Here is a 24,741-nt window from a genome sequence, read left to right on the forward strand (position 1 = left end):
CGCCATGTGGAGCTACATCCTCAAACGCCTGCTGCTGATGATCCCGACCTTGCTCGGCGTGCTGACGCTGACCTTCGTCGTGATCCAGTTCGTTCCCGGTGGCCCGGTCGAGCAGATGCAGCACGAGTTGCGCAAAGGCGCGGAAAACGGCGCGCCGTTCGGTCTGCGCGCGCATAACGGCGTCGACGCGCAGCAGATCGCGCAACTCAAAGCGTTATACGGGTTTGATAAACCGCCGCTCGAACGCTATGTGCTGATGCTCAAGCGCTTCTCCACTTTCGATCTCGGTCAGAGTTATTTCCGTCATCAAAGCGTGTGGTCGCTGATCGTCTCCAAGCTGCCGGTCTCGATCAGCATCGGCTTATGGACGTTCTTTCTGACCTATCTGATATCGGTGCCGCTCGGCATTGCAAAGGCGGTGCGCAACGGCTCGCGCTTCGATGTCGCAACGAGCCTCGTCGTGCTGGTCGGCTACGCGATTCCGGGCTTCGTGCTGGGCGTGTTGCTGCTCGTGCTGTTCGGTGGCGGCACGTTTCTGCAGCTGTTTCCGCTGCGCAATCTTACTTCGGACAACTGGGCGCAACTAAGCGTAGCCGGCAAGATTCTCGACTATCTGTGGCATATCGCGTTGCCGATCACGGCCTCGGTGGTGGGCAGTTTCGCGGTCGTCACCATGCTGACGAAAAACGCTTTTCTCGATGAGATCCGCAAGCAATACGTGCTGACCGCGCGTGCCAAAGGGTTGTCTGAAAAGCGCGTGCTGTGGAAGCACGTGTTCCGCAATGCGCTGTTGCCGCTGATCGTCGGTTTTCCGGCTGCGTTTATCGGCGCGTTCTTTACCGGCAGTCTGCTGATCGAAACGCTGTTCTCGCTCGACGGCTTGGGGCTGCTGTCGTACGAATCGGTGGTGCGGCGCGATTACCCGGTCGTGCTCGGCACGCTGTATCTGTTCACGCTGATCGGACTCGCGACCAAGCTGATCTCCGACCTCTGCTATGTGTGGGTCGATCCCCGCATCCAATTCGAACAACTGGAGCGCTGATGAATCGAGCCCGTCTTTCCGCCGATGCGTCGGCGCGCACCGAACCGGCGCGCGCGTTCGTCTCGCCTTCGCCGGCGCGCCGCGTGTGGCAGCGTTTTCGGCAACAGCGTCTGGGCTACTGGAGCCTGATCGTGTTCGTGGTGGCATTCGCGGCGAGTCTGGCCGGACCGCTCTGGTCGAACGACAAACCGTTGGTGGTTCGCTACGAAGGCCACCTGTATTTTCCGATGTTCAAGACCTACGCCGAGACCACCTTCGGCGGCGACTTTCCGACGCCGGCCGATTATCTCGATCCGTATATCAAGCATCGTTTCGACGCGCCGGGTAATTTCGCGCTGTATCCGCCGAATCGCTACTACTACGACACGCTGAATTACTTTTCGAAGGCGCCAAACCCGGCGCCGCCGTCGCGCGACAACTGGCTCGGCACCGACGACCGCGGCCGCGACCTGTTCGCGCGTCTGCTCTACGGCTTCCGGGTGTCGGTGGAATTCGGACTCGTGCTGACGCTGATCGGCACGATACTCGGCATCGCGGCAGGCGCCGTGCAGGGTTATTTCGGAGGACGTACCGATATCGTCGGGCAGCGTCTGATCGAAATCTGGAGCGCCATGCCCGAGCTTTACCTGCTGATCATCTTTTCATCGATATTCGAGCCGGGCTTCATTCTGCTGATCGTGTTGCTCTCGCTGTTCGGCTGGATCGGCCTGTCGGACTACGTGCGCGCGGAGTTTCTGCGCAATCGCCACCAGGACTACGTGCGCGCGGCACGCGCGATGGGGCTGTCGAACTGGCAGATCATGTGGCGGCATGTGCTGCCCAATAGCCTCACGCCGGTGATCACCTTTCTGCCGTTTCGCATGAGCGGCGCCATTCTCGCGCTGACGAGCCTCGACTTTCTCGGCCTCGGCGTGCCGTCGCCGACGCCGAGCCTCGGCGAACTGCTCGCACAGGGCAAGGCGAATCTCGACGCGTGGTGGATTTCGCTGTCCACCTTCGGCGTGCTGGTGGCGATGCTGTTGCTGCTGACGTTCATGGGCGACGCGCTGCGCAATGCGCTCGATACCCGCATCTCCGATGCGATGCGCGCCGGAGGCAATCAATGAGCGAGAACTTGCAAAACACGGCGTCACAGACCACGCCGCCGCTGCTCGAACTGGACCATCTGCACGTGCGTTTCGGCGACACCGTCGCGGTGAGCGACGTCACGCTCGCGATCCAGCGCGGCGAACGCGTGGCGCTGGTCGGCGAATCGGGTTCGGGCAAGAGTGTGACCGCGCTGTCGATCCTGCGGCTGCTGAGCGACGCGCAGGTGAGGGGTTCGATCCGTTTCGACGGTGAGGACCTGCTCGGCAAAACCGAGCGCGAGATGCGCGGTATGCGCGGCTCGGACATCGCGATGATCTTTCAGGAGCCGATGACCGCGCTCAATCCGCTCTACACGGTCGGCGACCAGATCGCGGAAACCATCGTCGTGCATGACGGCGTGAGCGCAAACGAGGCGCGCAAGCGCGCCGTGGCGCTGCTGGGACGCACGGGCATCGCCGAACCGGGCAAGCGCGTGAACAGTTATCCGCATCAGCTTTCAGGCGGCCAGCGCCAGCGCGCGATGATCGCCATGGCGCTCGCGTGCCGGCCGCGTCTGCTGCTCGCCGACGAGCCGACCACGGCGCTCGACGTGACGATCCGCGCGCAGATTGTCGACCTGCTGCTGGAACTGCAACGCGACGAGGCGGAAAAACGCGGCATGGCCGTGCTGCTGATCACGCACGACCTGAACCTGGTGCGCCATTTCGCGCAACGCATCGCGGTGATGGAGAAGGGCGTTCTGGTGGAGAGCGGGCCGGTCGAGCAGGTGTTCGAGTCGCCGCAGCATCCGTACACGCAACGTCTGCTGGCGAGCCGCCCGCAACGCACGGTGGTGCCGGTGCTGCCGATTTCGCCGGTGCTGCTCGAAGCGCGCGAAATCTCGGTCGATTTCAAAACGAAGCTGCCGGGCTTCAGCGGCTGGTTCCGTTCGGGGCGGTTTCGGGCGGTGGCGGACGCCAACGTGTCCGTGCGCCAGGGCGAGACGCTCGGAATCGTCGGCGAATCGGGTTCGGGCAAGTCGACGCTGGCGATGGCCTTGCTCGGCCTGCAACGCACCGTGCACGGCGAGATCGAGTTTCAGGGCAGGGCGCTCGGCAGTTATCGCGGCGCCGAACAGACCGCCCTGCGGTCGAACATGCAGGTGGTCTTCCAGGATCCGTTCAGTTCGCTTTCGCCGCGCCAGACCATCGAGCGGATCGTCGGCGAAGGGCTCGCGCTGCACCGGCCGGCCATGACGCCGCAAGCACGCCGCGACAAGGTGATCTCGGTATTGCGCGAAGTCGGCCTCGACCGCACGGTGCTGCAACGCTATCCGCATGAATTTTCCGGCGGGCAGCGTCAGCGGATCGCGATTGCGCGCGCGCTGGTGCTCGAACCGCGCATCCTGATTCTCGACGAACCGACCAGTGCGCTCGATGTTTCCATTCAACAGCAGGTGCTGAAACTGCTCGCCGGGTTGCAACAGAAGTACAACCTTGGCTTTGTTTTTATTAGCCACGACTTAGCGGTCATCGGGGCAATGGCGCATCGTGTCGCGGTCATGCAAAACGGTTCGATCGTCGAAAGCGGCGAGGTTGAGGAGATTTTTTCGACACCCGCCCACCCGTACACTCGAAAGCTGCTGAAAGCAGCACTGGACTATTGATTTACCGCTTTTTCACCAATTGGGTGCGTGTCTCGATTGTATTTTTCTATTTCTTTTGACATGTGAATACTTACTGGCTAGTATCGACCAAACTTTTTTCCGTAGACCCCTGATTTTTAGGCAAAAAATACCGACCAATGCAGCACAGAAACCTAACCCAGGCTTGCACGCGCGTCGTCGCCGGGATGTTCATTGGCGTCTTGATGGCAGCAGCTCCCGGCGCGTTCGCCGACGAAGTAAGCAGTTTCAATCAGAATGCCTCATATTCGACCCTCAACGGGTCGAATTCTTTGTCCGCTCCCAGTTCGCAAACCGCCGTTCCAGCTAGCGACAGCGGCGCCAAATCGTTCCTCTCCGGCATGGCCGGCAAGGCGGGCGACGTGGTCGTCGGCGCGCTGAACATGATCGGCGTGCGCTACCGCTGGGGTGGCAACACCCCGGATTCGGGGCTCGATTGCAGCGGCTTCGTGCGCTACGTGTTTCAGGACACGCTCGGTATGGCGCTGCCGCGCCGCGCTGAGGAAATGAGCCGTGTCGGCGAAAAGGTGCGGGTGAGCGACCTGAAACCGGGCGATCTGGTGTTCTTCAACACCATGCGGCGCACGTTCTCGCACGTCGGCATCTATATCGGCGACAACAAGTTCGTGCACTCGCCCTCCACGGGCAGCACGATCCGTGTCGACGACATGGATGACGGCTACTGGGAAAAGCGCTTCACCGGCGCGCGTCGGATCGAGGCGTCGTATCAGGACGGCCAGGATCTGCGCAAGCGCGTGAACGCGACAATCGGCGGCAATCAGTAAGCGATTGAGTCGGCGGTTCCCGGCATAAAAAAGCCTGCTTCGTTCGAAGCAGGCTTTTTTTCGTTTGAGTGGCGCACGAACCCGCTTCGTGGGCCGCGCGCGGACGCTCAGGCCGCGGCCCGGCTCGCCGCCGCCAGCTTGCGTTGCAACTCCGGCATCATCTTCGCCACCGCTTCCTCGCCGGCCAGAATTGCCGCGTTGCGCTGCGAGAAATCACTGCCGCTCATGGCGGCCAGATTCGGGCGGATTACGACGTCGGCGTATTTGTCGAGTTCATAGGCCTTGATCGTCTGACCCATGATCGTGAAGGTCTGCATCAGCACGTCGAACGAACTGGCCGTCAGGCCGCTTTCCGGGCGCTGCGAGATATCCACGGCGATCACGAAGTCCGCGCCCATCTTGCGCGCGAACGACGCCGGCACCGGGCTCACCAGCCCGCCGTCCACATACTCGTGGCCGCCGATCTTCACCGGCTCGAAGATCGACGGTACGCTGCACGACGCACGCACCGCGATACCCGTATTGCCGCGCTGGAACAGGATCGGCTGGCCCGACCTCAAGTCGGTGGCGACCACGCCCAGCGGCTTGGCCATCTTCTCGATGGGACGATTGTTGAGCGTCGTGTTGAGGTAGTTCTGCAGCGCGACGCCTTGCAGAAAACCGCGCGTGCGAAACGGCATGGCCCAGTCGCTGATCGACGCTTCGTCCATGGTCAGGGCGAGCTTGTTCAATGCGAAGCCGTTCATGCCGGACGCGTACAGCGCGCCCACCACCGAACCCGCGCTGGTACCGGCCACCAGATCGATCTGGATATTGCGCGCCTCCAGCCCCTTGATTACGCCGATGTGCGCGAAGCCGCGCGCGGCGCCGCCGCCGAGCGCGAGCGCGACGCGCAACGGCCGCTGCGGCTTGTCGAGCGGCGGCGTGATGGTGGGCGTAACGGGCGTGGCGGCGACGGGCGCAGTGTCGGTTTTGCCGCCGGTCGTGGTGCAGGCGGCCAGCACCGCGGAGGCGGCGGCCAGTGAAAAGTTGCGGCGAGCGAGGCTAGGCGATGAGGGCTTCAACGAGTTCTCCAGCAACGGCGCGAGCAACGCGGTCGGCGTCGCTGGTGGCCGCGATCAGGCGGATAGTCAAACGGACGGCATCGCCGGCGGCGATTCCATGCGCTGTGGATCCATCTCCGGCCGCAGCGCGCGCACATCATAAAGCAAAGCTTCCGGCGAGCGGCGGCGCGGTAATGAAACGTTGCAGAGGAAGCCCTCGGACGCTGTTCGGCGCCGCGTGCACGGCGCACCTGGCCGTTCGGACGAGGGCAGGTAAGACGCTTCTCGAAGGTATAATTCGCCTCTCGCATTTCTTTCCTTCGTGCCCATGCACGGCGCTGTTTTGCCGAATGGGCGCGCTCCGCTGCCGCGCTTTGCGGGCGATGTCCGCCCCGAGCGCCGGCGCCTGTCTTCCGAGTAACCGCTAATGACCACCTCCGTTCGTACCCGTTTCGCACCGAGTCCCACCGGCTTCATCCACCTCGGCAACATTCGCTCCGCGCTTTATCCGTGGGCGTTCGCGCGCAAGATGAAAGGGACCTTCGTGCTGCGGATCGAGGACACCGACGTGGAGCGCTCCACCAGCGAATCCGTCGACGCCATTCTCGAAGGCATGGCGTGGCTCGGCCTCGATTTCGACGAAGGCCCGTTCTACCAGATGCAGCGCATGGACCGTTACCGCGAAGTGCTCAAACAGATGCAGGATGCGGGGCTGGTGTACCCGTGCTACATGTCGACGGAAGAACTCGACGCGCTCCGCGAACGTCAGCGCGAAGCCGGCGAAAAGCCGCGCTATGACGGCACGTGGCGTCCGGAGCCAGGCAAGGTTCTGCCGGAGCCGCCGGCTGGCGTGCAGCCGGTGCTGCGCTTCCGTAACCCGCTCACGGGTGTGGTGGCGTGGGACGACGCCGTGAAGGGCCGCATCGAGATCTCGAACGAAGAGCTCGACGACCTCGTGATCGCGCGTCCGGACGGCACGCCGACCTACAACTTCTGCGTGGTGGTGGACGATCTGGACATGCGCATCACGCACGTGATTCGCGGCGACGATCACGTCAACAATACGCCGCGGCAGATCAACATTCTGCGCGCGCTCGGCGGCGAGCCGCCGGTCTACGCGCACTTGCCGACCGTGCTGAACGAGCAGGGCGAGAAGATGAGCAAGCGTCACGGCGCGATGAGCGTGGTGGGTTATCGCGACGCCGGTTTCCTGCCGGAGGCGGTGGTCAACTATCTGGCGCGCCTCGGCTGGTCGCACGGCGACGCGGAAATCTTCTCGCGCGAACAGTTTGTGGAATGGTTCGATCTGGAGCATCTGGGCAAGTCCCCGGCCCAATACGACCACGACAAGCTGGCGTGGCTGAACGCGCACTACATCAAGGAAGCGGATAACGCACGTCTCGCGGAGCTGGCCAAGCCGTTTTTCGCCGAACTGAATATCGACGAAGCCGCGCTCGCCCAAGGCGCCGATCTGGCGGCGGTGGTGGGCCTGCTGAAGGATCGCGCGTCGACGGTGAAGGAAATCGCCGAGAACGCCGCGATGTTCTACCGCACGCCAGCGCCGGACGCCGAGTCCCTCGCGCAGCACGTGACCGACGTGGTGCGCCCGGCGCTCGCCGATCTGGCCGCCGCGCTCAAGACCGTGGAGTGGACCAAGGAAGCGATCGCCGCCGCCTTGAAGGCGACGCTCGGCGCACACAAGCTCAAGATGCCGCAACTGGCCATGCCGGTGCGTCTGCTGGTGGCGGGCACTACCCATACGCCGTCGATCGACAGCGTGCTGATGCTGTTCGGGCGTGATGTCGTCGTGGGCCGTATCGAAAAAGCGCTGGTCTGAGCGCGTTCGCGCGCGCCTTGAGCGGGATTGCATGCGGCTTCTGAAAAAAGTCGCATGCAATTGCTCAAAGGGTATTTACAAAGCGCAAATTGGCCTCTAGAATCTCGTTTCTGTTCTGCAAGGGGGGTATAGCTCAGCTGGGAGAGCGCTTGCATGGCATGCAAGAGGTCAGCGGTTCGATCCCGCTTACCTCCACCATCAGAGCAGAGTGAAGTTGTTCCGAAGTCTGGAACTTGTAGCAAAAAAGACTTCACAAACAGCGGTAACGTAGTTAGAATATCGGTCTTTGCTGCTGGCGGAGCAGAAGTTGGCGTGAGTTAGCAGCAAGATAAAGACAAATCTGAAAAGATTATGTCCCCTTCGTCTAGAGGCCTAGGACATCACCCTTTCACGGTGAGTACAGGGGTTCGAATCCCCTAGGGGACGCCAAACATCAGCGTCGCTTTAGTGTTCGATTTATTCGAGTAGTAAGCAGCGCAGCTTGCAGAGAGAAAACCAACGCTCGCAAGTCATTGATAGGCAAACTGGAGCGGTAGTTCAGTTGGTTAGAATACCGGCCTGTCACGCCGGGGGTCGCGGGTTCGAGTCCCGTCCGCTCCGCCAGACAAAGCCCGTTCATACGAACTTGAACGGGCTTTTTCATTAAAGGTGTAAGCAGTACGTTGTCCCCTTCGTCTAGAGGCCTAGGACATCACCCTTTCACGGTGAGTACAGGGGTTCGAATCCCCTAGGGGACGCCAGCACATCGGCGTCGTTCCGTTGGAAGTTTGAACGGTGCAGCGGTAACGCAGTGGTGAATGAGCCGGTCTCATCAGCCACAGTGCAAAAATCTGGAGCGGTAGTTCAGTTGGTTAGAATACCGGCCTGTCACGCCGGGGGTCGCGGGTTCGAGTCCCGTCCGCTCCGCCAGATTTGAGAAAGCCCACTTCGAAAGAAGTGGGCTTTTTTATTCCACTGTCCAGCACGCCTGGGTATGCTCGGGACAAACAGCCATTGCCAGCGCGCGCGGCCTGTTTTACCGTTGACCCGACTCTCCCTTGTCGCCCCGCCATGTTCGATCCCACCGAAGCGCCGTTACCGTTTCATCTGCGCAAAGCCAGCATGGACGATTTCGAGTTCGCCGAGGCGCTGACTCGCAACAACATGGGCGGTTACTACCGCCGCCATCATCTCGTCTGGCGTGGCGATCTGTTTCTCGGCAGCTGGCGCGAGTCGGAAAATTTCATTCTCGAAATGGACGGCACGCCGATCGGCGTGTTGCGCATCACGCAAGAGGGCGATTCGCTGCATATCCGCGACGTGCAGATTGCCGAAGGCCATCGTCGGCTCGGCGCCGGCACGTATCTGCTCGATGTCTCGCATCAGTGGGCGCGCGAGCGTGGCTTGCGGGAGTTGCAATTGCGTGTGTTCGTCGACAACCCTGCGGCCCGGCTCTATCAGCGCAAAGGCTACAAGCTGGCCGGGCCGCGTCTTGCGCAACTTGGTGCGATTCGCCATTTGGCGCGACGGGTTTGAGGCGTGCGGAACAGACGCGAGGTCTGCCGCGCGGGTGTTCCGCACGCTGGTTTTGATGCGTCGAGTTTGACCGGCGGGGCCTGAGGCACTGTGATTCATCCGCAGCGTTTGCGACGCCGAGCTGGGCACGCCGCGTCTGAAGCGCGCGCTTCACGCCGCGGTTTCACTCTCTCACTCACCGCCCAGTATCGCTCTGCGCATCCCCGCGATCCCGCGCAATTTCGTCGTCCAGTTCCGTATCGCGGTGCTCGCCATTCCCCGCCCGATGTTCCGAGCCACGCTCGATGAACGCGCGCGGACTTTCGCCGAAGGCACGGCGGAACATCGCGGAGAACGCGCTCTGACTTTGATAGCCCAGTTCCAATGCGACATGCGAAAGCGGCCGTCCCTGGCTCAAAAGCGGAATCGCGCGCGCCAGAATCGCCTGCTGGCGCCATTGCGAAAAACTCACGCCCAATTCCTGACGAAACAGGCGCGCAATCGTGCGCGTGCTGGCGCCCACGCTGGACGCCCATTGTTCGAGCGACTCGCCATGCGTCGGGTCCGCGATCACCGCTTCGCACAGCGCGCGCAGACGCTTTTCGTTAGGCATCGGCACCGAGAGCGGCAGCGGCTCCGAGCGGGTCAGTTCGTCGAGTGCGAGGGCGCCCAGCAACTGCTCGCGCGTAGCCGAGATGCCGGGCGTGTCAAGCGCGGCAATTACTTCGCGCAGCAGATCCGAGACTTCGACCACGCGTGGCGTATCGAGGCCGGCCGGCACGGTGCTTTCGGTGATGTAAAGCGTGCGCAGGAACGCGTCTTCGACGGCGACCACTTCGTGCGTCACGTGCGGCGGTACCCAGATTGCCCGCGAGGGCGGCACCATCCACGTCGTGCCGGTGGTCGCGACCCGCAGCACACCGCGCGACGCGTAAGCCACCTGCGCCCACGCATGCGTGTGACGCGCGATGCGCCAGCCCGAGGGCATCTGCCGCGAGCGCACACGGATCGGATGCGTTTCGTTCGGCTGGAACTCGGGCGGAATATCGGCGAAGCGCACGAGGCTCGACAGGTTTGAATCGGCGGACGAAGTCATGGTGAAAGTCGATCCCGATAACGGAACGCGGGCTCCCAAAAGCACGCCGAAAGCGCCGCAAGGCAAAACCCGTGCGGGCGGGCAAACCGCCGCGGGCTTCTCATTGTAGGTGTTGCAAGGGACAGGGCGTTGCATAATGTCCCGACTACCGGACCCGAGGAGAACGCCATGAGCTTTGCCACAGCCGACTTGTGCGACGCGCACGAGGACCAACTGGCGCTCGGCACGTTGCGCGTGCTCGAGCCGGTCTTCCACCTCTTCAGCCGCGCCGAGTGTTTCAGCGGTGAAGCGGTGACGCTGAAGGTCTTCGAAGACAATGCGCTGGTGCGGGCCACGCTCGAGGAGAAGGGCGCGGGCCGTGTGCTGGTGATCGACGGCGGCGGCAGCCTGCGTTGCGCGCTGGTCGGCGGCAACCTCGCGCAGCTCGCGGAACAGAACGGCTGGGCGGGCATCGTGCTGAACGGCTGCGTGCGCGATGCGCTCGAGCTCAACGAGGTGAACGTCGGCATTGCGGCTTTGACCACCTCGCCGCGGCGCGGCCAGAAGCTCGGCACCGGCGAGCGCGACGTGGCGGTGCAACTGCCCGGCGCACTGGTGCGTCCTGGCGAATGGATCTACGCGGATATCGACGGCGTGCTCGTGGCAAGCGCGGCGCTCAAATGAACTGAAGAACTGAACCGCAACCGCGCCTCGAACGCGAACAGACCCAGCAACACACCCCACTCAACCCTGTTTCAAGGAGAGCAAACGACGATGCAGACCGTCTTTGTATACGGCACATTGCGCGCCGGTGAAGTGAACGACATCCGGCACGCCGCGGCGCGCAACGAAATCGCCGCGCCCAATCTGCTCGGCACGGCCACGGTCCGTGGCCACCTGTTCGACTTCGGCTTGTATCCGGGCCTCGTGGTCGACGAAGCTGGCATCGACGTGATCGGCGACGTCTACGAGATCGACGACGAACTGGTCGCCGTGCTCGACGAAATCGAGGCGGTCTATCCGGGCGTCGAGGATCGTTTCCTCGCGCGCGAAGTGATGGTGAAAGTCGACGGCAACGTCGTGAACTGCCGCTTTTATCCGGTTGCGCCGAATGTGGTGAAGGGCTTGCCCGAAATCAAATCGGGCGACTGGATCGAGTACCGCAGCACGCGCTGATCAAAACGCATGACACGCGCATAAAAAAACGGCCCGGCAGGCATACGCCTGTCGGGCCGTCCGGTCGGTCAGCCTTGCGACTCAAGCCACTTCGCGCCGCGTGCTAAAGACGCGCGAAAGCGGGCTTGTTACTGCGTCGTCCGTAACCCATGCATCCACGAGGCCTGACGCCAGCCTCAAATTTCTTCGTACAGCGGCAGGGTGAGGAAGTCGGTGAACTGCTCCGACGTCGACATCTCTTCGAAGATCTGCGCGGCGCGCTCATACGGCTTGGTATCGCCGCCCACGGCCCGCTTCACCTTCTCGAGTTCCTGCGCCGACAACTCGCGCACCAGTTCCGCCGTCACTTTGCGGCCGTCTTCGAGCTTGCCCTTCGGCGAGCGAATCCATTGCCACACTTGCGAGCGCGAGATTTCCGCGGTGGCGGCGTCTTCCATCAGATTGTGAATCGGCACACAGCCATTGCCCGCAAGCCACGCGCCCAGGTAATGAATGCCGACGTTGATGTTGTTGCGCAAACCGCCTTCGGTGATCGGCGCTTCCGGACGGAAGTCGGTCAGGTCGGTGGCCGTGACGAGCACGTCGTCGCGTTGCTTGCCGATCTGGTTCGGCTTGTCGCCGAGCACCTTGACGAACTCTTCCATCGCGATCGGCACGAGGCCCGGATGCGCGACCCAACCGCCGTCGTAGCCATCGCCGGCATCGCGCGCCTTGTCCGAGCGCACGCCGCCCATCGCCTTTTCGTTCGCGGCGGGATCGTTCTTGATCGGAATCAGCGCGCTCATGCCGCCGATCGCCGGTGCATTGCGGCGATGGCAAGTCTTCAGCAACAGCAGCGCGTAGGCGCGCATGAACGGCGAGGTCATCGTGATCTGCGAGCGGTCGGCGAGGCAGAAGTCGCGATCGGCCTTGAACTTCTTGATCGCCGAAAAGATGTAGTCCCAGCGGCCGGCGTTCAGGCCCGAGCTATGTTCGCGCAGCTCGTACAGAATCTCGTCCATTTCGAAGGCGGCGACGATCGTCTCGATCAGCACCGTCGCGCGAATCGTGCCGCGCGGCACGCCGACCGCTTCCTGCGCGGCGACGAAAATATCGTTCCACAGACGCGCTTCGAGATGGCTCTCCATTTTCGGCAGATAGAAGTACGGGCCCGAGCCGCGCGCGATCAGTTCCTTCGCGTTGTGCACCATGAAGAGCGCGAAATCGAAGATGCCGCCCGACACGCGCTTGCCGTCCACCTTCACGTGCTTCTCGTCCAGATGCCAGCCGCGCGGACGCACGATCAGCGTGGCGACCTTGTCGTTCAGCGTGTACGACTTGCCGTTCTGTTCCAGCGAAATCGTGCGGCGCACCGCGTCCCTCAGATTGATATGGCCGGTGATCTGGTTATCCCAGCTCGGCGCATTCGAATCCTCGAAGTCGGTCATGTAGGAGTCCGCGCCGGAATTGAGCGCGTTGATGATCATCTTGCGCTCGACCGGACCGGTGATTTCCACGCGGCGGCATTGCAGATCCTGCGGCAGCGGCGCGATTTTCCAGTCGCCGTCACGCACGCTTTTCGTTTCGGCGAGAAAGTCGGGACGCTCGCCCGCGTCGAGGCGCTTCGTGCGTTCCGCGCGCGCCTGCAACAACTGCTGGCGGCGCGGCTCGAACGTGCGATGCAGCGCGGCGACGAGTTCGAGCGCTTCGCCCGTAAGAATCGCGTCATAGCCCGGCTTGATTTCAGCCGTGATTTCCATGCCCTGCGGCAACTGCAACGATGAATGCGAGGACTGCGGGCTTGCCATGTTTTCTCCTTGGTCGGTCAGATTGCAAAGATGCAAATGTTGAAATGCGGTTTGCCATGCGTCGCGTTATCCGTGGTAACCGTCATGCGCCAGGGCTGTGGCGCGTGCGGCTGCCGGCGCCGCTGCTGCGGCCGGACGACGCGGGGTTCTTCAGAAAAGCGAGCAGATCGGTCATGCCTCCGCCCGCGCCGTGCGGTGTGACGCCCAGTTCTTCGGCTGGCGCGTTGTGCCGGTTGAGCCAGAAAGTGGTGAAGCCGAACCACGTCGCGCCCGTCACGTCCCAACCGTTCGACGACACGAACACGATCTCGCGCGGCTGCGCGTCGAAGGCTTGCGTGCCGAGCGCGTAAGCGGCGGGCGAGGGTTTGTAGGCGCGCACGGCGTCGACGGAAAGAACGCGGTCGAACAGGCGCGTCATGCCGGCGCTCTTCACGGCGATGTCGAGCATTTGCGGATTGCCGTTCGAGAGAATCGCGAGAAGCGGGCGGGTTGCCGGTGCGCCGCCGCTTGCGGAAGATCCGTCGCGCAACTGGCGCAGCGCGGGCACGGCATCGGGGAAAGCGGAGAGGCACGCGTATTCGTCCATCAGACGCTTCTCGGCCGTGCGCCCCAGCGAGAGCTGAAGCTTTTTCGCGGCGAAGCGCAACGCGTCGAGCGTGATGTCCCAGAACGGCCGATAGTGCGCACCGGGTGCGTCCGCCGAATCGGCGAGCGTGCGCAGCTGCGTGTATTCGATCTGTTTTTGCCGCCACAACTGCGAGAGCGCGTCGCCGTGGCTGGGGAACATCTGCTCCGCGGCAGCGACCACCGAATGCACGTCGAAAAGCGTGCCGTAGGCGTCGAAAATCACTGCTTTAGGGGAGAGTGTCGTTGTGGCCGACATTGCCGTGCACTCCTGTCAGAGGTCAGGATGGATTGTATTAGTGACGCCGGGCGCTAAAAAAGAGGCTAAACATCACTTGATCTTTTACTTTCACCCACCTAATCTGACGCGCACCCACCACTTTCCCGCCCAGGCGCGGCGCCCATCGCCCATGGACCGTTTCAAGCAGATCGAGACTTTCGTGACCGTCGCGGCCAAAGGCAGCCTGTCCGCCGCGGCTTCGGCTGAAGGCGTCGCGCCGGCCATCATCGGACGGCGCATCGACGCGCTCGAAGAGCGCCTCGGCGTCAAATTGCTGGTGCGCACCACGCGCAAGATCACGCTGACTTTCGAAGGCTCGGCTTTTCTCGAAGACTGCCAGCGCATCATTCACGAGATGCAGAACGCCGAAGCCAGCGTGTCGGCGGGCGGCGTCAAGGCGAGCGGACATTTGCGGCTGTCGGCGCCGGCGGGTTTCGGGCGGCGCCATGTCGCGCCGCTGGTGCCGGCCTTCACGGTCGCGCATCCAGACGTGTCGATCACGCTCGACCTGTCCGACCGCCTCGTCGATCTGGTCAACGAGGGTTTTGACTGCGCGGTGCGTCTCGGCGAGCTGCCGGATTCGTCGCTGGTGTCGCTCAAGCTCGGCGAGAACCGCCGTGTGTGCGTGGCGTCGCCGTCGTATTTGAGCCGGCGCGGCGCGCCGCACAGCCTCGCCGATCTCGCGCATCACAATTGTCTCGCGCTCGGCGCGAGCGCCAACCAGCAACGCGGCTGGATGTTCCAGCAGGGCGACAAGGTTGTGTCGATCAAGGTGTCCGGCACGATGGAATGCTCGGACGGCGCGGTGCTCCACGAATGGTGTCTCGAAGGCTACGGACTCGCGTGGCGCTCGTGGTGGGAAGTCGGCACGGACATCGCGGCCGGACGGCTCGTCAGCGTGCTCGACGAATTCGCCGCGCCGCCCATCGGCATTCACGCGGTGTTTCCGCAGCGCCGTCATTTGCCGCTGCGGGTGCGACTGTTTCTGGATTTTCTCAAGCATACGTACGGGCACCCTGACTACTGGGGTTGAATGCGGCGGCCAGGCGCGCCGCTGATGGCATCGCCGCGAACAAGGGGTTTCCGATATGCGGACAGACCCTCAACGAATTCATACGCTCAATTCCGCGACCTACAATCGATTCAAGCGGCTTGAAAGCCGAGCCTCGTTGGACGCTGAGGCCGCGCTCTGCGCAGCCGGCGACGGAGGGCATCATGTTCAGGCACATTCTGGTTCCGACCGACGGTTCCGACCTGTCACGCAAGGCGATCGACGGCGCCATCGATCTCGCGCAAGCCGTCAATGCCCACGTGACCGCCTACGCGTGCCTGCCGCAATACCCGTACTCGCCGTTCTCCGACGTCGTGGTCGAACCGCCCTCGGAATTCCTGCAACGCAGCGAGCGTGAAGCGCGCGTGCATCTGCGCGAAGTGGAGATGGCGGCGCGCCGCGTCGGCGTCACGGTCGACAGCCGGACCAGCGTGCACCCGGCGCCGTATCTCGGCATCATCGAAGCAGCGGAGCAGGGCGGCTGCGATGTGATCTTCATGGCGTCGCATGGCCGCCGCGGTTTGGGCAGCCTGCTGATCGGCAGCGAAACGCAGCGCGTGCTCACGCATACGAAGATTCCGGTGATCGTGTACCGCTGAAATCGCGGGCGAAAAAAACGCGCCGGCGGTGAGGCCGGCGCGCGCTGTGTTCGCCGCACAATCCGTTGTGCTGGCTTTCTTTCCACTGCTGCTGCGAGCTCTCCCAAGTTCCGCTGCGAGACTTCGGCTGTCGAGTGCGGTTTGATTCCCGCCCCGACAGCCTTGCTCCTCCCTGTGACGGCGGCTCTTTCACCGAGCCGTTTAGACCGTCTATCTGCCTTGTTCCAGCGATCAGACCGCGCGGTTGCTTACGCGACCTTCTTGTCGAAGAACTGTTCGTCTTCCGTCGATCCGTGCAGCGCGGTCGTCGAAGCCTCGCGTTCGACCGTTTGCGTCACGGCGTCGAAGTAGCCGGTGCCGACTTCGCGTTGATGCTTGACCGCGGTGAAGCCCTTTTCGGCCGCGGCGAATTCAGCCTGCTGCATTTCGACGAAGGCCGTCATCTGGTTGCGGGCGTAGCCGTGCGCGAGGTTGAACATCGAGTAGTTCAGCGCGTGGAAGCCGGCCAGCGTGATGAACTGGAACTTGTAGCCCATTGCGCCGAGTTCGCGCTGGAACTTGGCGATGGTCGCGTCGTCCAGGTTCTTCTTCCAGTTGAACGACGGCGAGCAGTTGTACGACAGCAGCTGGTCCGGGTACTCCTTGTGGATCGCGTCGGCGAATTTCTTCGCGAACTCGAGGTCCGGCTTGCCGGTTTCGCACCAGATCATGTCGGCGTACGGCGCGTAGGCGAGGCCACGCGAGATCGCCTGTTCGAGACCCGGGTTGGTGCGGTAGAAACCTTCCACCGTGCGCTCGCCGGTCAGGAACGGCTTGTCGTTTTCGTCGATGTCCGACGTGATCAGGTCGGCGGCTTCCGCGTCGGTGCGCGCCAACAGCACGGTCGGCGTACCGGAGACGTCGGCGGCCAGACGCGCGGCCGTCAGCTTGGCGATGTTTTCACGCGTCGGCACGAGCACCTTGCCGCCCATGTGACCGCACTTCTTCACCGAAGCCAGTTGATCTTCGAAGTGCACGCCTGCGGCGCCCGCTTCGATCATCGCCTTCATCAGTTCGAACGCGTTCAGCACGCCGCCGAAGCCCGCTTCCGCATCCGCCACGATCGGCTGGAAATAGTCCACGTAGCCTTCGTCGCCCGGATTCTTGCCTTCCGACCACTGGATCTGGTCGGCGCGCGTCAGCGTGTTGTTGATGCGCTTCACGACGAGCGGCACCGAATTCGCCGGATACAGCGACTGGTCCGGGTACATTTCACCGGCGACGTTGGCGTCGCCCGCCACTTGCCAGCCCGACAGATAGATCGCCTTGAGGCCGGCCTTGACCTGCTGCATGGCCTGATTGCCGGTCAGCGCGCCGAGCGAGTTGACGAACGGCTCGTTGTTCACGCTTTCCCAGAGCTTTTCCGCACCGCGCTTGGCGAGCGTGTGCTCGACTTGCACCGAGCCGCGCAGACGGATCACGTCTTCCGCGGTGTAAGTGCGCTTCACGCCTTTCCAGCGCGGATCGGTTTCCCATTGCTGTTGGAGTTGCTTGACTTGTTCTTGACGGGACATGGTGTGCTCCTTGGTTGCCTGTATGAATGGGTGACTCTTTTCTTCGTCGAAGCGGCCAGCCGGTTGAGGCGTTTCGTTTCGTGAAGTCTTGTATAAGAGTCTAGGCAAATCGATGATCGCGCAACAGCCGCCCGAACGGCCTTTTTGAATATTTAATTATATTTAAAATCAATGAATTGCGTTGAGTGTTTCACATTAAGAAAAGACTTTTTCCATGTTGCAATAGGCCGTCTTGTGCCGTGCAGCACGATTTTTTACGACGCAAAAAAATTTTCCACATCGTGAAATTTGGGGCGCGCCGATCGAAGGGCGAAAAAAAACCGGCGCATGAGCACCGGTTTCTTTCGACTGACGAACGGCGCGAGGCCGTCCGGGTCTTTTCAAGCTGACTGCTGACAGTACTGCATAGGCGCCGCAACGGACCGAAGGCCCTGAAGCAGAGTGGGCCCGTCTCAGTACTTAGCTGCCGCGACGCGCCGTACGCGGGCCGTCGCTGCGGCGTGCGCCGTAGCCACCGTCGCGCGAGCCGCCGTAGCCTTCTCGCGAACCGCCGCCGAAGCCGCCGTCACGCGAACCGCCGCCAGCCGACTTGCCGGCCCAGCTGCTGCCATTGCCGCTGCCGCTGCGCGCACCACCGCTACCAGCCGGCTTGCCCGAACCGCTACCAAAGCGACGGCCACCGCCGTTGCCGCCGCCCGGACGGCCGCGGCCGCCAAAGCCAGGACGGCCGTTACCCGACGGAGCCGACTTGCGCGGCTCGAAGCCTTCGACGACATTGACCGGCAGCGGCGTACGCACGAAACGCTCGATGCGTTTCAACGCGCCTTGCTCGGCGTGATGCACGAGGCTCACCGCGATACCCGAGCGGCCAGCACGGCCGGTACGGCCGATGCGGTGCACGTAGTCTTCGGCGAACTTCGGCAGATCGTAGTTGAACACGTGCGTGATGCCCGGAATGTCGATACCGCGAGCGGCGACGTCCGTTGCCACCAGCACGCGCACACGGCGCTCGCGCAGCGCACGGATCGTGCGGTTACGTGCGCCTTGCGGCAGATCGCCGTGCAGGGCGGCCGATTCGAAACCGGCGTCGGCCAGACGGCCGGCCAGCTGGTCCGCGTCCATCTTGGTTGCCGTGAAGACGATCGCCTGGTCGAGGCCTTCGTCGCGCAGCAGATGGTCGAGCAGACGATCCTTGTGATCGCGGTCATCCACGTAATGGACGGTTTGCGCGATGTTGGTGCGCTGTTCCAGACGCTGAACGATCTCGATGCGTTCCGGATCCTTCAGCAGGCGGCCCGTCAGCGAGGTGATCTTGCCGTCGAGCGTGGCCGAGAACAGCATGGTTTGACGCGTAGCCGGCGTAGCGGCGACGATCGTTTCGATGTCTTCGATGAAGCCCATGTCGAGCATGCGGTCGGCTTCGTCGAGCACGAGGATCTGCAGTTGCGACAGATCGATGCGGCCGCGTTCCAGGTGATCGATCAAACGGCCCGGCGTGGCGACCAGGATTTCCGGGTTCTTGGCCAGCAGCATTAGCTGTTGACCGTAGGCGACGCCGCCCAGAATGCTGACGGTGCGCAGACGCTTGAGGTGCTTGCCGTACGTGGCGGCGGCGGTGGTGACCTGCATGGCGAGTTCGCGGGTCGGCGTCAGAACCAGCATGGTCGGACGGGCAACCGGTTGCGGACGACGCGTGCGGGCGCCATCAGCCGGACGCGGTTCACGCGGCTGGCTGGCTTGTGCTTTTTGCAGTTGCGAGAAACGCTCGATAGCGGGCAGCATGAACGCGGCGGTCTTGCCCGAACCGGTCGGGCTCGAGACCATCAGATCGCGGCCGGCGATGCCAGCCGGGATTGCGCGTTGCTGAACCGGAGTCGGGTTTTGATAACCAGCGGCGGTCAGCGCGGAGACGACATCCGCGGAGAGACCAAGCGACGCGAACGACGGGCCGCTCGGCGCCGCGGCTTCCGCGACGACGGCTTCCGGAGCGGCAGCAACGGCTGCGGCTTGTGCGGGTGCGTCGGCGAGACCGAGGGCTTGATCGGCGATGGCGTTCAACGGGCTGCTGGGGGTATTGCTCGAAGTCATGAGAATCCTTGGTAAATCCTTGGTACACACGGAATTAAAACGTCGGCGCCAATCGGCATACCCAAGTCGTCGGATTCAGCGAGCAAAGAAGCAGCGAGCAAATCGAAAAACGGGGGCAGCTCGCGACAATGAAGGCGAGCTTTTCGTTAGAAGCTGTATCGGATGCGACATGCCAACACGGCGTGCCGCCAGCCTGGGACATGATCGCCCGTAGGGGGCTAGGCAGGAGGGGACAGGTTCTAAACTGGATTGGAGCTAAACGCTACGAGGCGCTGCGCCGCAAAGGCCGCTAGAGGAAAGCCGGGCAAAGCAGTGAAGCGCAGGCAGCATTGTATAGCCTTTTGTTGCACTGCGCCACTATTAGGAGTTTTCCTGGCGGAAAAAATTGTGCCGGGTGCTGTTCGGGCGGCTTTGATGGACGGTTGCATCGGCCGGCCATCGCAGCGCCGGCGTGGCTCAGGCCGCTTCTCCGAAGCGCGGCGCGGGGCGGGAGCGGCCGATTGCAGCCGCCCACGTCGATCTGGGGCGAGTCAGGCCGACGCACCGCTCTTGAGCGATTCGACCAGTTCGACGTATTGCTGCTTCGCGGAGTCCTGCGCGGTGCCTTTGAGTGCGGCCCAGGCGTCGTATTTGTACTTGCCGACGATATCGGTGAAGCCGGGTTTGTCGCCCTGGACGTCGCCGCGAGTGGCCTGCTTGTAGAGCGCGTAGAGGCGCAGCAGCGTGAGATTGCCCGGACGCTCCGGCAGTTGCTGGACGTCTTCGTGGGCTTGGGTGAACTGGGTGTCGATGTCAGTCATTGTCGTTGTGCCCGCCAGGCGGGATCGGTATTGAACTCGGCCGACGATCATAACAACTGGATGCCGCCGCGGGGGCCGAGAGCTTATTCCAAACACCGGACGGCGCTCCGGCGCAAGGCGGACGGTCTCGGGCGCGTGGCGGATTGGTTTCGCGCAAGCTGTACCGCGTGTAGACGCAAGCCATATGCCCTTCGCGTGTGGCAAACCGCTTTCGCGCGACGCAAATCACTAGGCGCACGGCAAGTCGCTTTCCCTTGACCCCGGCCACTTTGGCTCCAGGCAAACCACCCCGGCGCGACCAAAGCATCCTTGACGCATGCCAAACCACATTTGCGCGCGCCGTGCCGATTACAATACGGTCCATGACTCAAACTGTGCTCCTCGCCCTCGATACCTCGACCGAATTCTGCTCGGTAGCGCTTCTGTCCGCCGCCGGCAATGCGGCCGGCGCGACACCTGAAGAGGCACGCGCCGAACCGCGCCTGTGGGTGCGCCACGAGCAAACCGGCGCGGTTTCCAGTACGCGCCTGCTGCCCGCCATCCGCGAACTTTTCGACGAAGCCGGCTTGACACTAGCGGACTGCGACGCCATCGCCTTCGGTTCCGGCCCGGGCTCGTTCACCGGGTTGCGCACCGCGACCGGCGTTGCCCAAGGGCTCGCGTTCGGACTGAATCTGCCGGTCGTGCCGGTCAGCACGCTGCTTGCCTGTGCCGAGAGCGCCCGTCTGCGCGATCCGTCGGCGACGCGCGTGCTAGCCGCGCTTGACGCCCGCATGGACGAAATCTATTGGGCCGACTACGCCTGGGACGACGCGCAAGGTGAATGGCGCACGCTGCAGGCGGCTTCGCTCGATGCGCCGGACCGGCTCGTTTTGCCCGACGTGCCGTTCACGCTGGCGGGCAATGCCGCCGCGGCCTTCGGCGCGCGGCTGCCCGCGCTCGCCGCGGCGCGCAGCGTCGATAGCGAAGCGTTGCCGCACGCCGTGCCGCTCGCGCACGCCGCGCTGCGCGCGTTGCGCGCTGGCCGCACGGTGCCCGCCGATCAGGCCGCGCCGGAATATGTGCGCGACAAGGTCGCCCAGACCACCGCCGAGCGGGTCGCCGAAAAAGCCGAAAAAGCGGCGAAAGCCGCCAGGGCCGAACAGGCTGCCCGACTCGCGCACGACGCAGCGCAAGGCGAGGGCCGGCAATGAGTGGCGTGCTGCTCGCGGACCGCTACATGTCGCCGATGACTGAAGGCGATCTGGACGAAGTCGCCGCCATCGAAAAAATCGCTTATGAGTTTCCATGGAGCCGGGGCAATTTCGGCGACTCGCTGCGCAATGGTTACTTTGGCGTCTGTCTGCGCCATGTCACGGGCACGCTGATCGGCTATTGCGTGCTGATGCCGGTCGTCGACGAAATGCACCTGCTCAATCTGTGCGTGACGCCCGCGGCGCAAGGCGCCGGCGCCGGGCTCGCGCTGCTGCGCGAAGCCGTGCGCATTACCCGCGCTGAAAAACTCGAGGGGCTGCTGCTGGAAGTGCGGCCGTCGAACCATCGGGCGATCCGGCTTTATGAGCGCTTCGGCTTTGCGTCGATTGGCCGGCGCAAAAACTATTATCCGGCGCGGCATCGCAGCCGGGAGGACGCCATCGTGATGCGTTTCTCGTTTGCCACGGAGGGCGCAGATGGCGCTGCATGAATCGGTTCTGGAAGAGTTTGGACTCACACCGCTGTGGGTGCGTCGCGGGATGGCGGCGGCGCCGCAGCCGGTTGCCGAACAACCGCAAGAGCAGGCTGCAGCCGTGGGCGGGCAGGGTACGGGCGGGCAGGCCGCGCCGGGTGTACATCGTGATGAGGCGCCTGGCCCAACGCCGTCACCGACGCAACCACCGACGCAAGCCCGGATGCAAGCATCGGTCGAGGCAAACCAGCCGCGGACACCGCAGTCAACGCGCCCCCAGCAACCCCGCAGTCCCCAGCCGCCGACATTCGACGCGCCACCCAACGACGATTTCGCATGGTTCGACGATCTGCCGACCCAAGCCCCCGCGGACGCGCGCCACGAAGCCCCCGCGGCGCCGGCAATCCACACGCTCGACTGGGACGCACTGAGCGAGCGCGTCGCCGCCTGCCAGCTTTGCCGTCTGTGCGAGAAGCGCACGAACACGGTATTCGGCGTCGGCGATCGCGGCGCTGACTGGATGCTGATCGGCGAAGCGCCGGGCGAGAACGAGGATCGTCTGGGCGAGCCGTTCGTCGGCCAGGCCGGCAAGCTGCTCGACAACATGCTGCGTTCGCTGACGCTCGCGCGCGACACCAACGTCTATATCGCCAACGTGATCAAGTGCCGGCCGCCCGGCAACCGCAATCCCGAACCGGACGAAGTCGCGCGTTGCGAGCCCTATCTGCAACGTCAGGTCGCGCTGGTCAAGCCGAAGCTGATCGTCGCGCTCGGCCGCTTCGCGGCGCAGAGTTTGCTGAAGACCGAGGCGAGCATTTCGTCGCTGCGCGGCCGCGTGCACGAATACGAAGGCGTGCCCGTGATCGTCACCTATCACCCGGCGTATCTGTTGCGCAGCCTGCCCGATAAGGCGAAGGCCTGGGCCGACCTATGCCTCGCCCGCGACACGTGGCGGGCGGCGGGCGGTGCGCCGTCGAACGCGTCGAAGTGACGGCCGGCGAGGATCCGGCGGCCGGCTCCGCGGCGGCGCCCGGCATCGATGCCGCGAGCCGCGCTACGCTGCTCGACACCTTGCACGACGCTGCCGTGCGCGATCTCGCCTGGCTGCTGCTGAGCGCCGATCTGTTGCGCCCGCAACCACCGGTCGGCGCGCTGGCGAATCCCTTCGACACGCTACAGGAAGCGCAGGCGACCCTTGACTGGCTGCGCGCGCTGGACGCCGCGCCCGAACCCTTGCATCAGGAGCTCGCGGCGATGCGCATCACGCGCCTCGGCCGCTATGCCGAGCGGCTGCTCGGCTGGTTCCTGCAACAGGGTCCGGCGGCGCGGCTGGTGGCGGCAGGCGTGCCGTTAAGGCGAGCGGGCGTCACGCTCGGCGAATGCGATTTTCTGGTGCGGACGCGGCAGGGCGCGCGGCTGCATTGGGAGCTGGCCGTGAAGTGCTATCTGCATGCCGGCGAAGAGGGCGCGCAGTTGCCCGCCCGGTTATCCGACTACGTCGGCCCGAATTTAAAAGACCGCTTCGACCTCAAGCTCGCGCATGTGCTGAATCACCAGTTGCCGTTGAGCGCGCGCGAGGAGTTTGCTTCGGTCGGCTACGCGGGTCCGTGGACGCCGCAGATGTTCATCAAAGGCTGGCTGTTTTACCGGCTTGGCGAGACGCCGCTCGATCCGGTCGAGCTCGATCCGGCGCATGGCCGCGGCTGGTGGGTGACACTGAGTGATTGGCCAGCGTTCGCGGCGGCGCATGCGCGGAAATGGCGGATATTGCCGCGGCTGGAGTGGCTGGCGCCGCGACGCCATACCTCTCTTGAAGTGCAGACCGCGGGACTCGCGTTCGTCGATGTGGAAACGCTCGCCGGGCAAACGTCGCATCAGCACGCACCGTCGATGGTCGCCGCGTTCGCCGAAGACAGCGTGGGCAATCTGGTAGAACGCTCGCGCGGCTTTATCGTGCCGGACGAGTGGCCGGAGTTGGCGCAAAGCTATGCGCGGCAATAGCGGTGGGTGAACGGGACAGAAGCTGGACAGAGCTAGAGGCGTGGGAAAGGCCAAGGCGCAGACCTGGGCGCAGGCTCGACGAACACAGCCTGTGGGCTGCGACGCACAAGACCCGTTTTCACTATCGATAAGAGCACTAAGGCCGGGCAACACCGCAAGCCCGCTACAACTCACAAGCGCCACACAACCATCGGCCAAGCCCCTTGGACCTGGCGAACGCAATAAGACCACTGCAGCACCCAGCCGCGCTCACCACCACCGATAAAAATGATGCACCGGCCCCACGCCGCCGCCGACGTCGAGCCGATCGCTCGCCTGCAGCGCGCCGGTCAAATACAGCTTCGCATCGGCGACCGCGCTCGCCAGATCCGCACGCTGCGGAATCAACGCCGCAATCGCCGACGACAGCGTGCAGCCCGTCCCATGCGTATTCTTCACCGGCACACGCGGGCCACCCAAACGAAGCGTGCCGCTGTCCTGCACCAGCCAATCCGGACTATCCGTCGCGCTCAAATGGCCGCCCTTCATCAGCACCGCGCGTGCGCCGAGCGCGCGCAGCGCTTCGCCTTGCTCGACCATGCCGGCTTCATCGGTCGCGGCTTGCACGCCGAGCAACGCGGCCGCTTCCGGCAGATTGGGCGTCAGCAGATCGGCGAGCGGCAGCAATTCGTCGCGCACCGCGGCGACCGCGTCCGGCAGCAGCAATGCGTGGTTGCTCTTCGAAATCATCACCGTGTCGAGCACGATGTGCTTCGGCTTGTGCCGGCGCAGCGCGTCGGCGACCGCGCGCGCGATCGGCGCGTTCGCCAGCATGCCGATCTTCACGGCGTCGATGCGGATGTCGTCGAACACCGCGTCGAGTTGCGCGGTAATGAAGCCGGGGTCCGGCGCGTGAATCGCGGTGACGCCACGCGTGTTTTGCGCGGTGAGCGCGGTGATCACGCTCGCGCCGTACGCGCCGAGCGCCGAGAAAGCCTTGAGGTCGGCCTGAATGCCGGCGCCGCCGCCGGAATCGGAACCGGCGATCGTCAGCACATTGGGAATCGGTTGAGTCATGGCAAAGCGAGGAAGGAGGAGGGCGCGGGCTG

Annotated in this window: 22 protein-coding genes and 5 tRNA genes; 19 read left to right on the forward strand and 8 right to left on the reverse strand. The window is 63.7% G+C overall.

All coding sequences use genetic code 11. The features are described 5' to 3' along the window. Positions 1-4: 4 nt before the first annotated feature. The 4 genes from ACFSNN_RS21670 to ACFSNN_RS21685 all read left to right on the forward strand — a co-directional run bounded on the left by ACFSNN_RS21670 (position 5) and on the right by ACFSNN_RS21685 (position 4,579). A complete protein-coding gene (locus ACFSNN_RS21670; protein WP_106313406.1) occupies positions 5-1,042 on the forward strand; it encodes a microcin C ABC transporter permease YejB in 1,038 nt (345 codons plus the stop codon). Further along, positions 1,042-2,148: an ABC transporter permease gene (locus ACFSNN_RS21675; protein WP_134455674.1), complete on the forward strand. Its 1,107-nt coding sequence runs from the start codon at positions 1,042-1,044 to the stop codon at positions 2,146-2,148. Before ACFSNN_RS21670 ends, ACFSNN_RS21675 begins: the two co-directional genes overlap by 1 nt. After that, the gene (locus ACFSNN_RS21680) at positions 2,145-3,776 is read left to right on the forward strand and encodes an ABC transporter ATP-binding protein (protein ID WP_134455675.1); all 1,632 of its coding nucleotides are present in this window, start codon (positions 2,145-2,147) and stop codon (positions 3,774-3,776) included. The genes ACFSNN_RS21675 and ACFSNN_RS21680 overlap by 4 nt, the downstream gene beginning before the upstream one ends. Before the next feature lie 137 nt (positions 3,777-3,913). After that, complete coding sequence (locus ACFSNN_RS21685) at positions 3,914-4,579, forward strand: C40 family peptidase (RefSeq protein WP_134455676.1); 666 nt, start codon at positions 3,914-3,916, stop codon at positions 4,577-4,579. Positions 4,580-4,686: 107 nt separating this feature from the next. Here ACFSNN_RS21685 and ACFSNN_RS21690 read toward each other — a convergent pair whose 3' ends face one another. Beyond that, positions 4,687-5,643: a patatin-like phospholipase family protein gene (locus ACFSNN_RS21690; RefSeq protein ID WP_134455677.1), complete on the reverse strand. Its 957-nt coding sequence runs from the start codon at positions 5,641-5,643 to the stop codon at positions 4,687-4,689. Positions 5,644-6,049: 406 nt separating this feature from the next. On the opposite strand from ACFSNN_RS21690, the gene gltX reads away from it, so the two are divergent. The 7 genes from gltX (at position 6,050) to ACFSNN_RS21725 (ending at position 8,974) form a co-directional block, all read left to right on the forward strand. Beyond that, on the forward strand, positions 6,050-7,459 hold the full coding sequence (gene gltX / locus ACFSNN_RS21695; RefSeq protein WP_134455678.1) for a glutamate--tRNA ligase: 1,410 nt from the start codon (positions 6,050-6,052) through the stop codon (positions 7,457-7,459). 122 nt (positions 7,460-7,581) lie between these two features. Beyond that, a tRNA-Ala gene (locus tag ACFSNN_RS21700) sits at positions 7,582-7,657 on the forward strand. 155 nt (positions 7,658-7,812) lie between these two features. After that, positions 7,813-7,888: transfer RNA gene (locus ACFSNN_RS21705), tRNA-Glu, on the forward strand. A 97-nt stretch (positions 7,889-7,985) separates the two neighbouring features. Further along, positions 7,986-8,062 (forward strand) — tRNA-Asp (locus ACFSNN_RS21710). Positions 8,063-8,123: 61 nt separating this feature from the next. Continuing rightward, positions 8,124-8,199: transfer RNA gene (locus ACFSNN_RS21715), tRNA-Glu, on the forward strand. Positions 8,200-8,291: 92 nt separating this feature from the next. After that, positions 8,292-8,368, forward strand: a tRNA-Asp gene (locus ACFSNN_RS21720). Between the two features lie 141 nt (positions 8,369-8,509). Next, positions 8,510-8,974, forward strand: a complete 465-nt coding sequence (locus ACFSNN_RS21725) for a GNAT family N-acetyltransferase (protein ID WP_012433487.1) — start codon at positions 8,510-8,512, stop codon at positions 8,972-8,974. Positions 8,975-9,149: 175 nt separating this feature from the next. Here ACFSNN_RS21725 and ACFSNN_RS21730 read toward each other — a convergent pair whose 3' ends face one another. Then, positions 9,150-10,049, reverse strand: a complete 900-nt coding sequence (locus ACFSNN_RS21730; protein WP_134455679.1) for an AraC family transcriptional regulator — start codon at positions 10,047-10,049, stop codon at positions 9,150-9,152. 168 nt (positions 10,050-10,217) lie between these two features. Here ACFSNN_RS21730 and rraA point away from each other — a divergent pair, with 168 nt between their 5' ends. After that, positions 10,218-10,712, forward strand: a complete 495-nt coding sequence (gene rraA, locus ACFSNN_RS21735) for a ribonuclease E activity regulator RraA (protein WP_134455680.1) — start codon at positions 10,218-10,220, stop codon at positions 10,710-10,712. A gap of 90 nt (positions 10,713-10,802) precedes the next feature. Beyond that, entirely contained in the window at positions 10,803-11,204 is a 402-nt protein-coding gene (locus ACFSNN_RS21740) for a gamma-glutamylcyclotransferase family protein (RefSeq protein ID WP_134455681.1), read from the forward strand. A gap of 176 nt (positions 11,205-11,380) precedes the next feature. On the opposite strand, the gene aceB is transcribed toward ACFSNN_RS21740, so the two are convergent. Continuing rightward, on the reverse strand, positions 11,381-12,991 hold the full coding sequence (gene aceB / locus ACFSNN_RS21745; protein ID WP_134455682.1) for a malate synthase A: 1,611 nt from the start codon (positions 12,989-12,991) through the stop codon (positions 11,381-11,383). An 82-nt stretch (positions 12,992-13,073) separates the two neighbouring features. Beyond that, the gene (locus ACFSNN_RS21750; RefSeq protein ID WP_134455683.1) at positions 13,074-13,874 is read right to left on the reverse strand and encodes a haloacid dehalogenase type II; all 801 of its coding nucleotides are present in this window, start codon (positions 13,872-13,874) and stop codon (positions 13,074-13,076) included. Positions 13,875-14,025: 151 nt separating this feature from the next. Here ACFSNN_RS21750 and ACFSNN_RS21755 point away from each other — a divergent pair, with 151 nt between their 5' ends. Together ACFSNN_RS21755 and ACFSNN_RS21760 are read left to right on the forward strand one after the other, a co-directional pair. Further along, positions 14,026-14,928, forward strand: a complete 903-nt coding sequence (locus ACFSNN_RS21755; protein WP_106279585.1) for a LysR family transcriptional regulator — start codon at positions 14,026-14,028, stop codon at positions 14,926-14,928. A 182-nt stretch (positions 14,929-15,110) separates the two neighbouring features. Beyond that, on the forward strand, positions 15,111-15,545 hold the full coding sequence (locus tag ACFSNN_RS21760) for a universal stress protein (protein ID WP_012433480.1): 435 nt from the start codon (positions 15,111-15,113) through the stop codon (positions 15,543-15,545). A gap of 248 nt (positions 15,546-15,793) precedes the next feature. On the opposite strand, the gene aceA is transcribed toward ACFSNN_RS21760, so the two are convergent. The 3 genes from aceA to ACFSNN_RS21775 form a co-directional block, all read right to left on the reverse strand. Next, a complete protein-coding gene (gene aceA / locus ACFSNN_RS21765) occupies positions 15,794-17,098 on the reverse strand; it encodes an isocitrate lyase (RefSeq protein WP_134455684.1) in 1,305 nt (434 codons plus the stop codon). A gap of 459 nt (positions 17,099-17,557) precedes the next feature. Next, a complete protein-coding gene (locus ACFSNN_RS21770) occupies positions 17,558-19,186 on the reverse strand; it encodes a DEAD/DEAH box helicase (RefSeq protein ID WP_134455686.1) in 1,629 nt (542 codons plus the stop codon). Positions 19,187-19,716: 530 nt separating this feature from the next. Then, a complete protein-coding gene (locus tag ACFSNN_RS21775; protein WP_134455687.1) occupies positions 19,717-19,986 on the reverse strand; it encodes an acyl-CoA-binding protein in 270 nt (89 codons plus the stop codon). A gap of 362 nt (positions 19,987-20,348) precedes the next feature. Between ACFSNN_RS21775 and tsaB the strand changes: the two genes are divergently transcribed. From tsaB to ACFSNN_RS21795, 4 genes are read left to right on the forward strand one after another with little or no spacing between them, the layout of a single operon-like run. Beyond that, positions 20,349-21,179 (forward strand): tRNA (adenosine(37)-N6)-threonylcarbamoyltransferase complex dimerization subunit type 1 TsaB, encoded by an 831-nt coding sequence (gene tsaB, locus ACFSNN_RS21780; RefSeq protein WP_134455688.1) that lies wholly within the window; start codon positions 20,349-20,351, stop codon positions 21,177-21,179. Beyond that, a complete protein-coding gene (gene rimI, locus ACFSNN_RS21785) occupies positions 21,176-21,670 on the forward strand; it encodes a ribosomal protein S18-alanine N-acetyltransferase (protein WP_012433475.1) in 495 nt (164 codons plus the stop codon). Before tsaB ends, rimI begins: the two co-directional genes overlap by 4 nt. Beyond that, on the forward strand, positions 21,657-22,643 hold the full coding sequence (locus ACFSNN_RS21790) for a uracil-DNA glycosylase (protein ID WP_134455689.1): 987 nt from the start codon (positions 21,657-21,659) through the stop codon (positions 22,641-22,643). Before rimI ends, ACFSNN_RS21790 begins: the two co-directional genes overlap by 14 nt. Then, positions 22,640-23,653, forward strand: coding sequence for a DUF1853 family protein (locus tag ACFSNN_RS21795; protein WP_134458776.1), 1,014 nt, complete (start codon positions 22,640-22,642; stop codon positions 23,651-23,653). Before ACFSNN_RS21790 ends, ACFSNN_RS21795 begins: the two co-directional genes overlap by 4 nt. 249 nt (positions 23,654-23,902) lie before the next feature. Here the strand turns inward: ACFSNN_RS21795 and thiD are convergent, their stop codons facing one another. Next, the gene (thiD, locus tag ACFSNN_RS21800; protein ID WP_134455690.1) at positions 23,903-24,709 is read right to left on the reverse strand and encodes a bifunctional hydroxymethylpyrimidine kinase/phosphomethylpyrimidine kinase; all 807 of its coding nucleotides are present in this window, start codon (positions 24,707-24,709) and stop codon (positions 23,903-23,905) included. Between the last annotated feature and the right edge of the window lie 32 nt (positions 24,710-24,741).

The sequence above is a fragment of the Paraburkholderia dipogonis genome (assembly GCF_042680985.1).
Lineage (GTDB): Bacteria > Pseudomonadota > Gammaproteobacteria > Burkholderiales > Burkholderiaceae > Paraburkholderia > Paraburkholderia phytofirmans.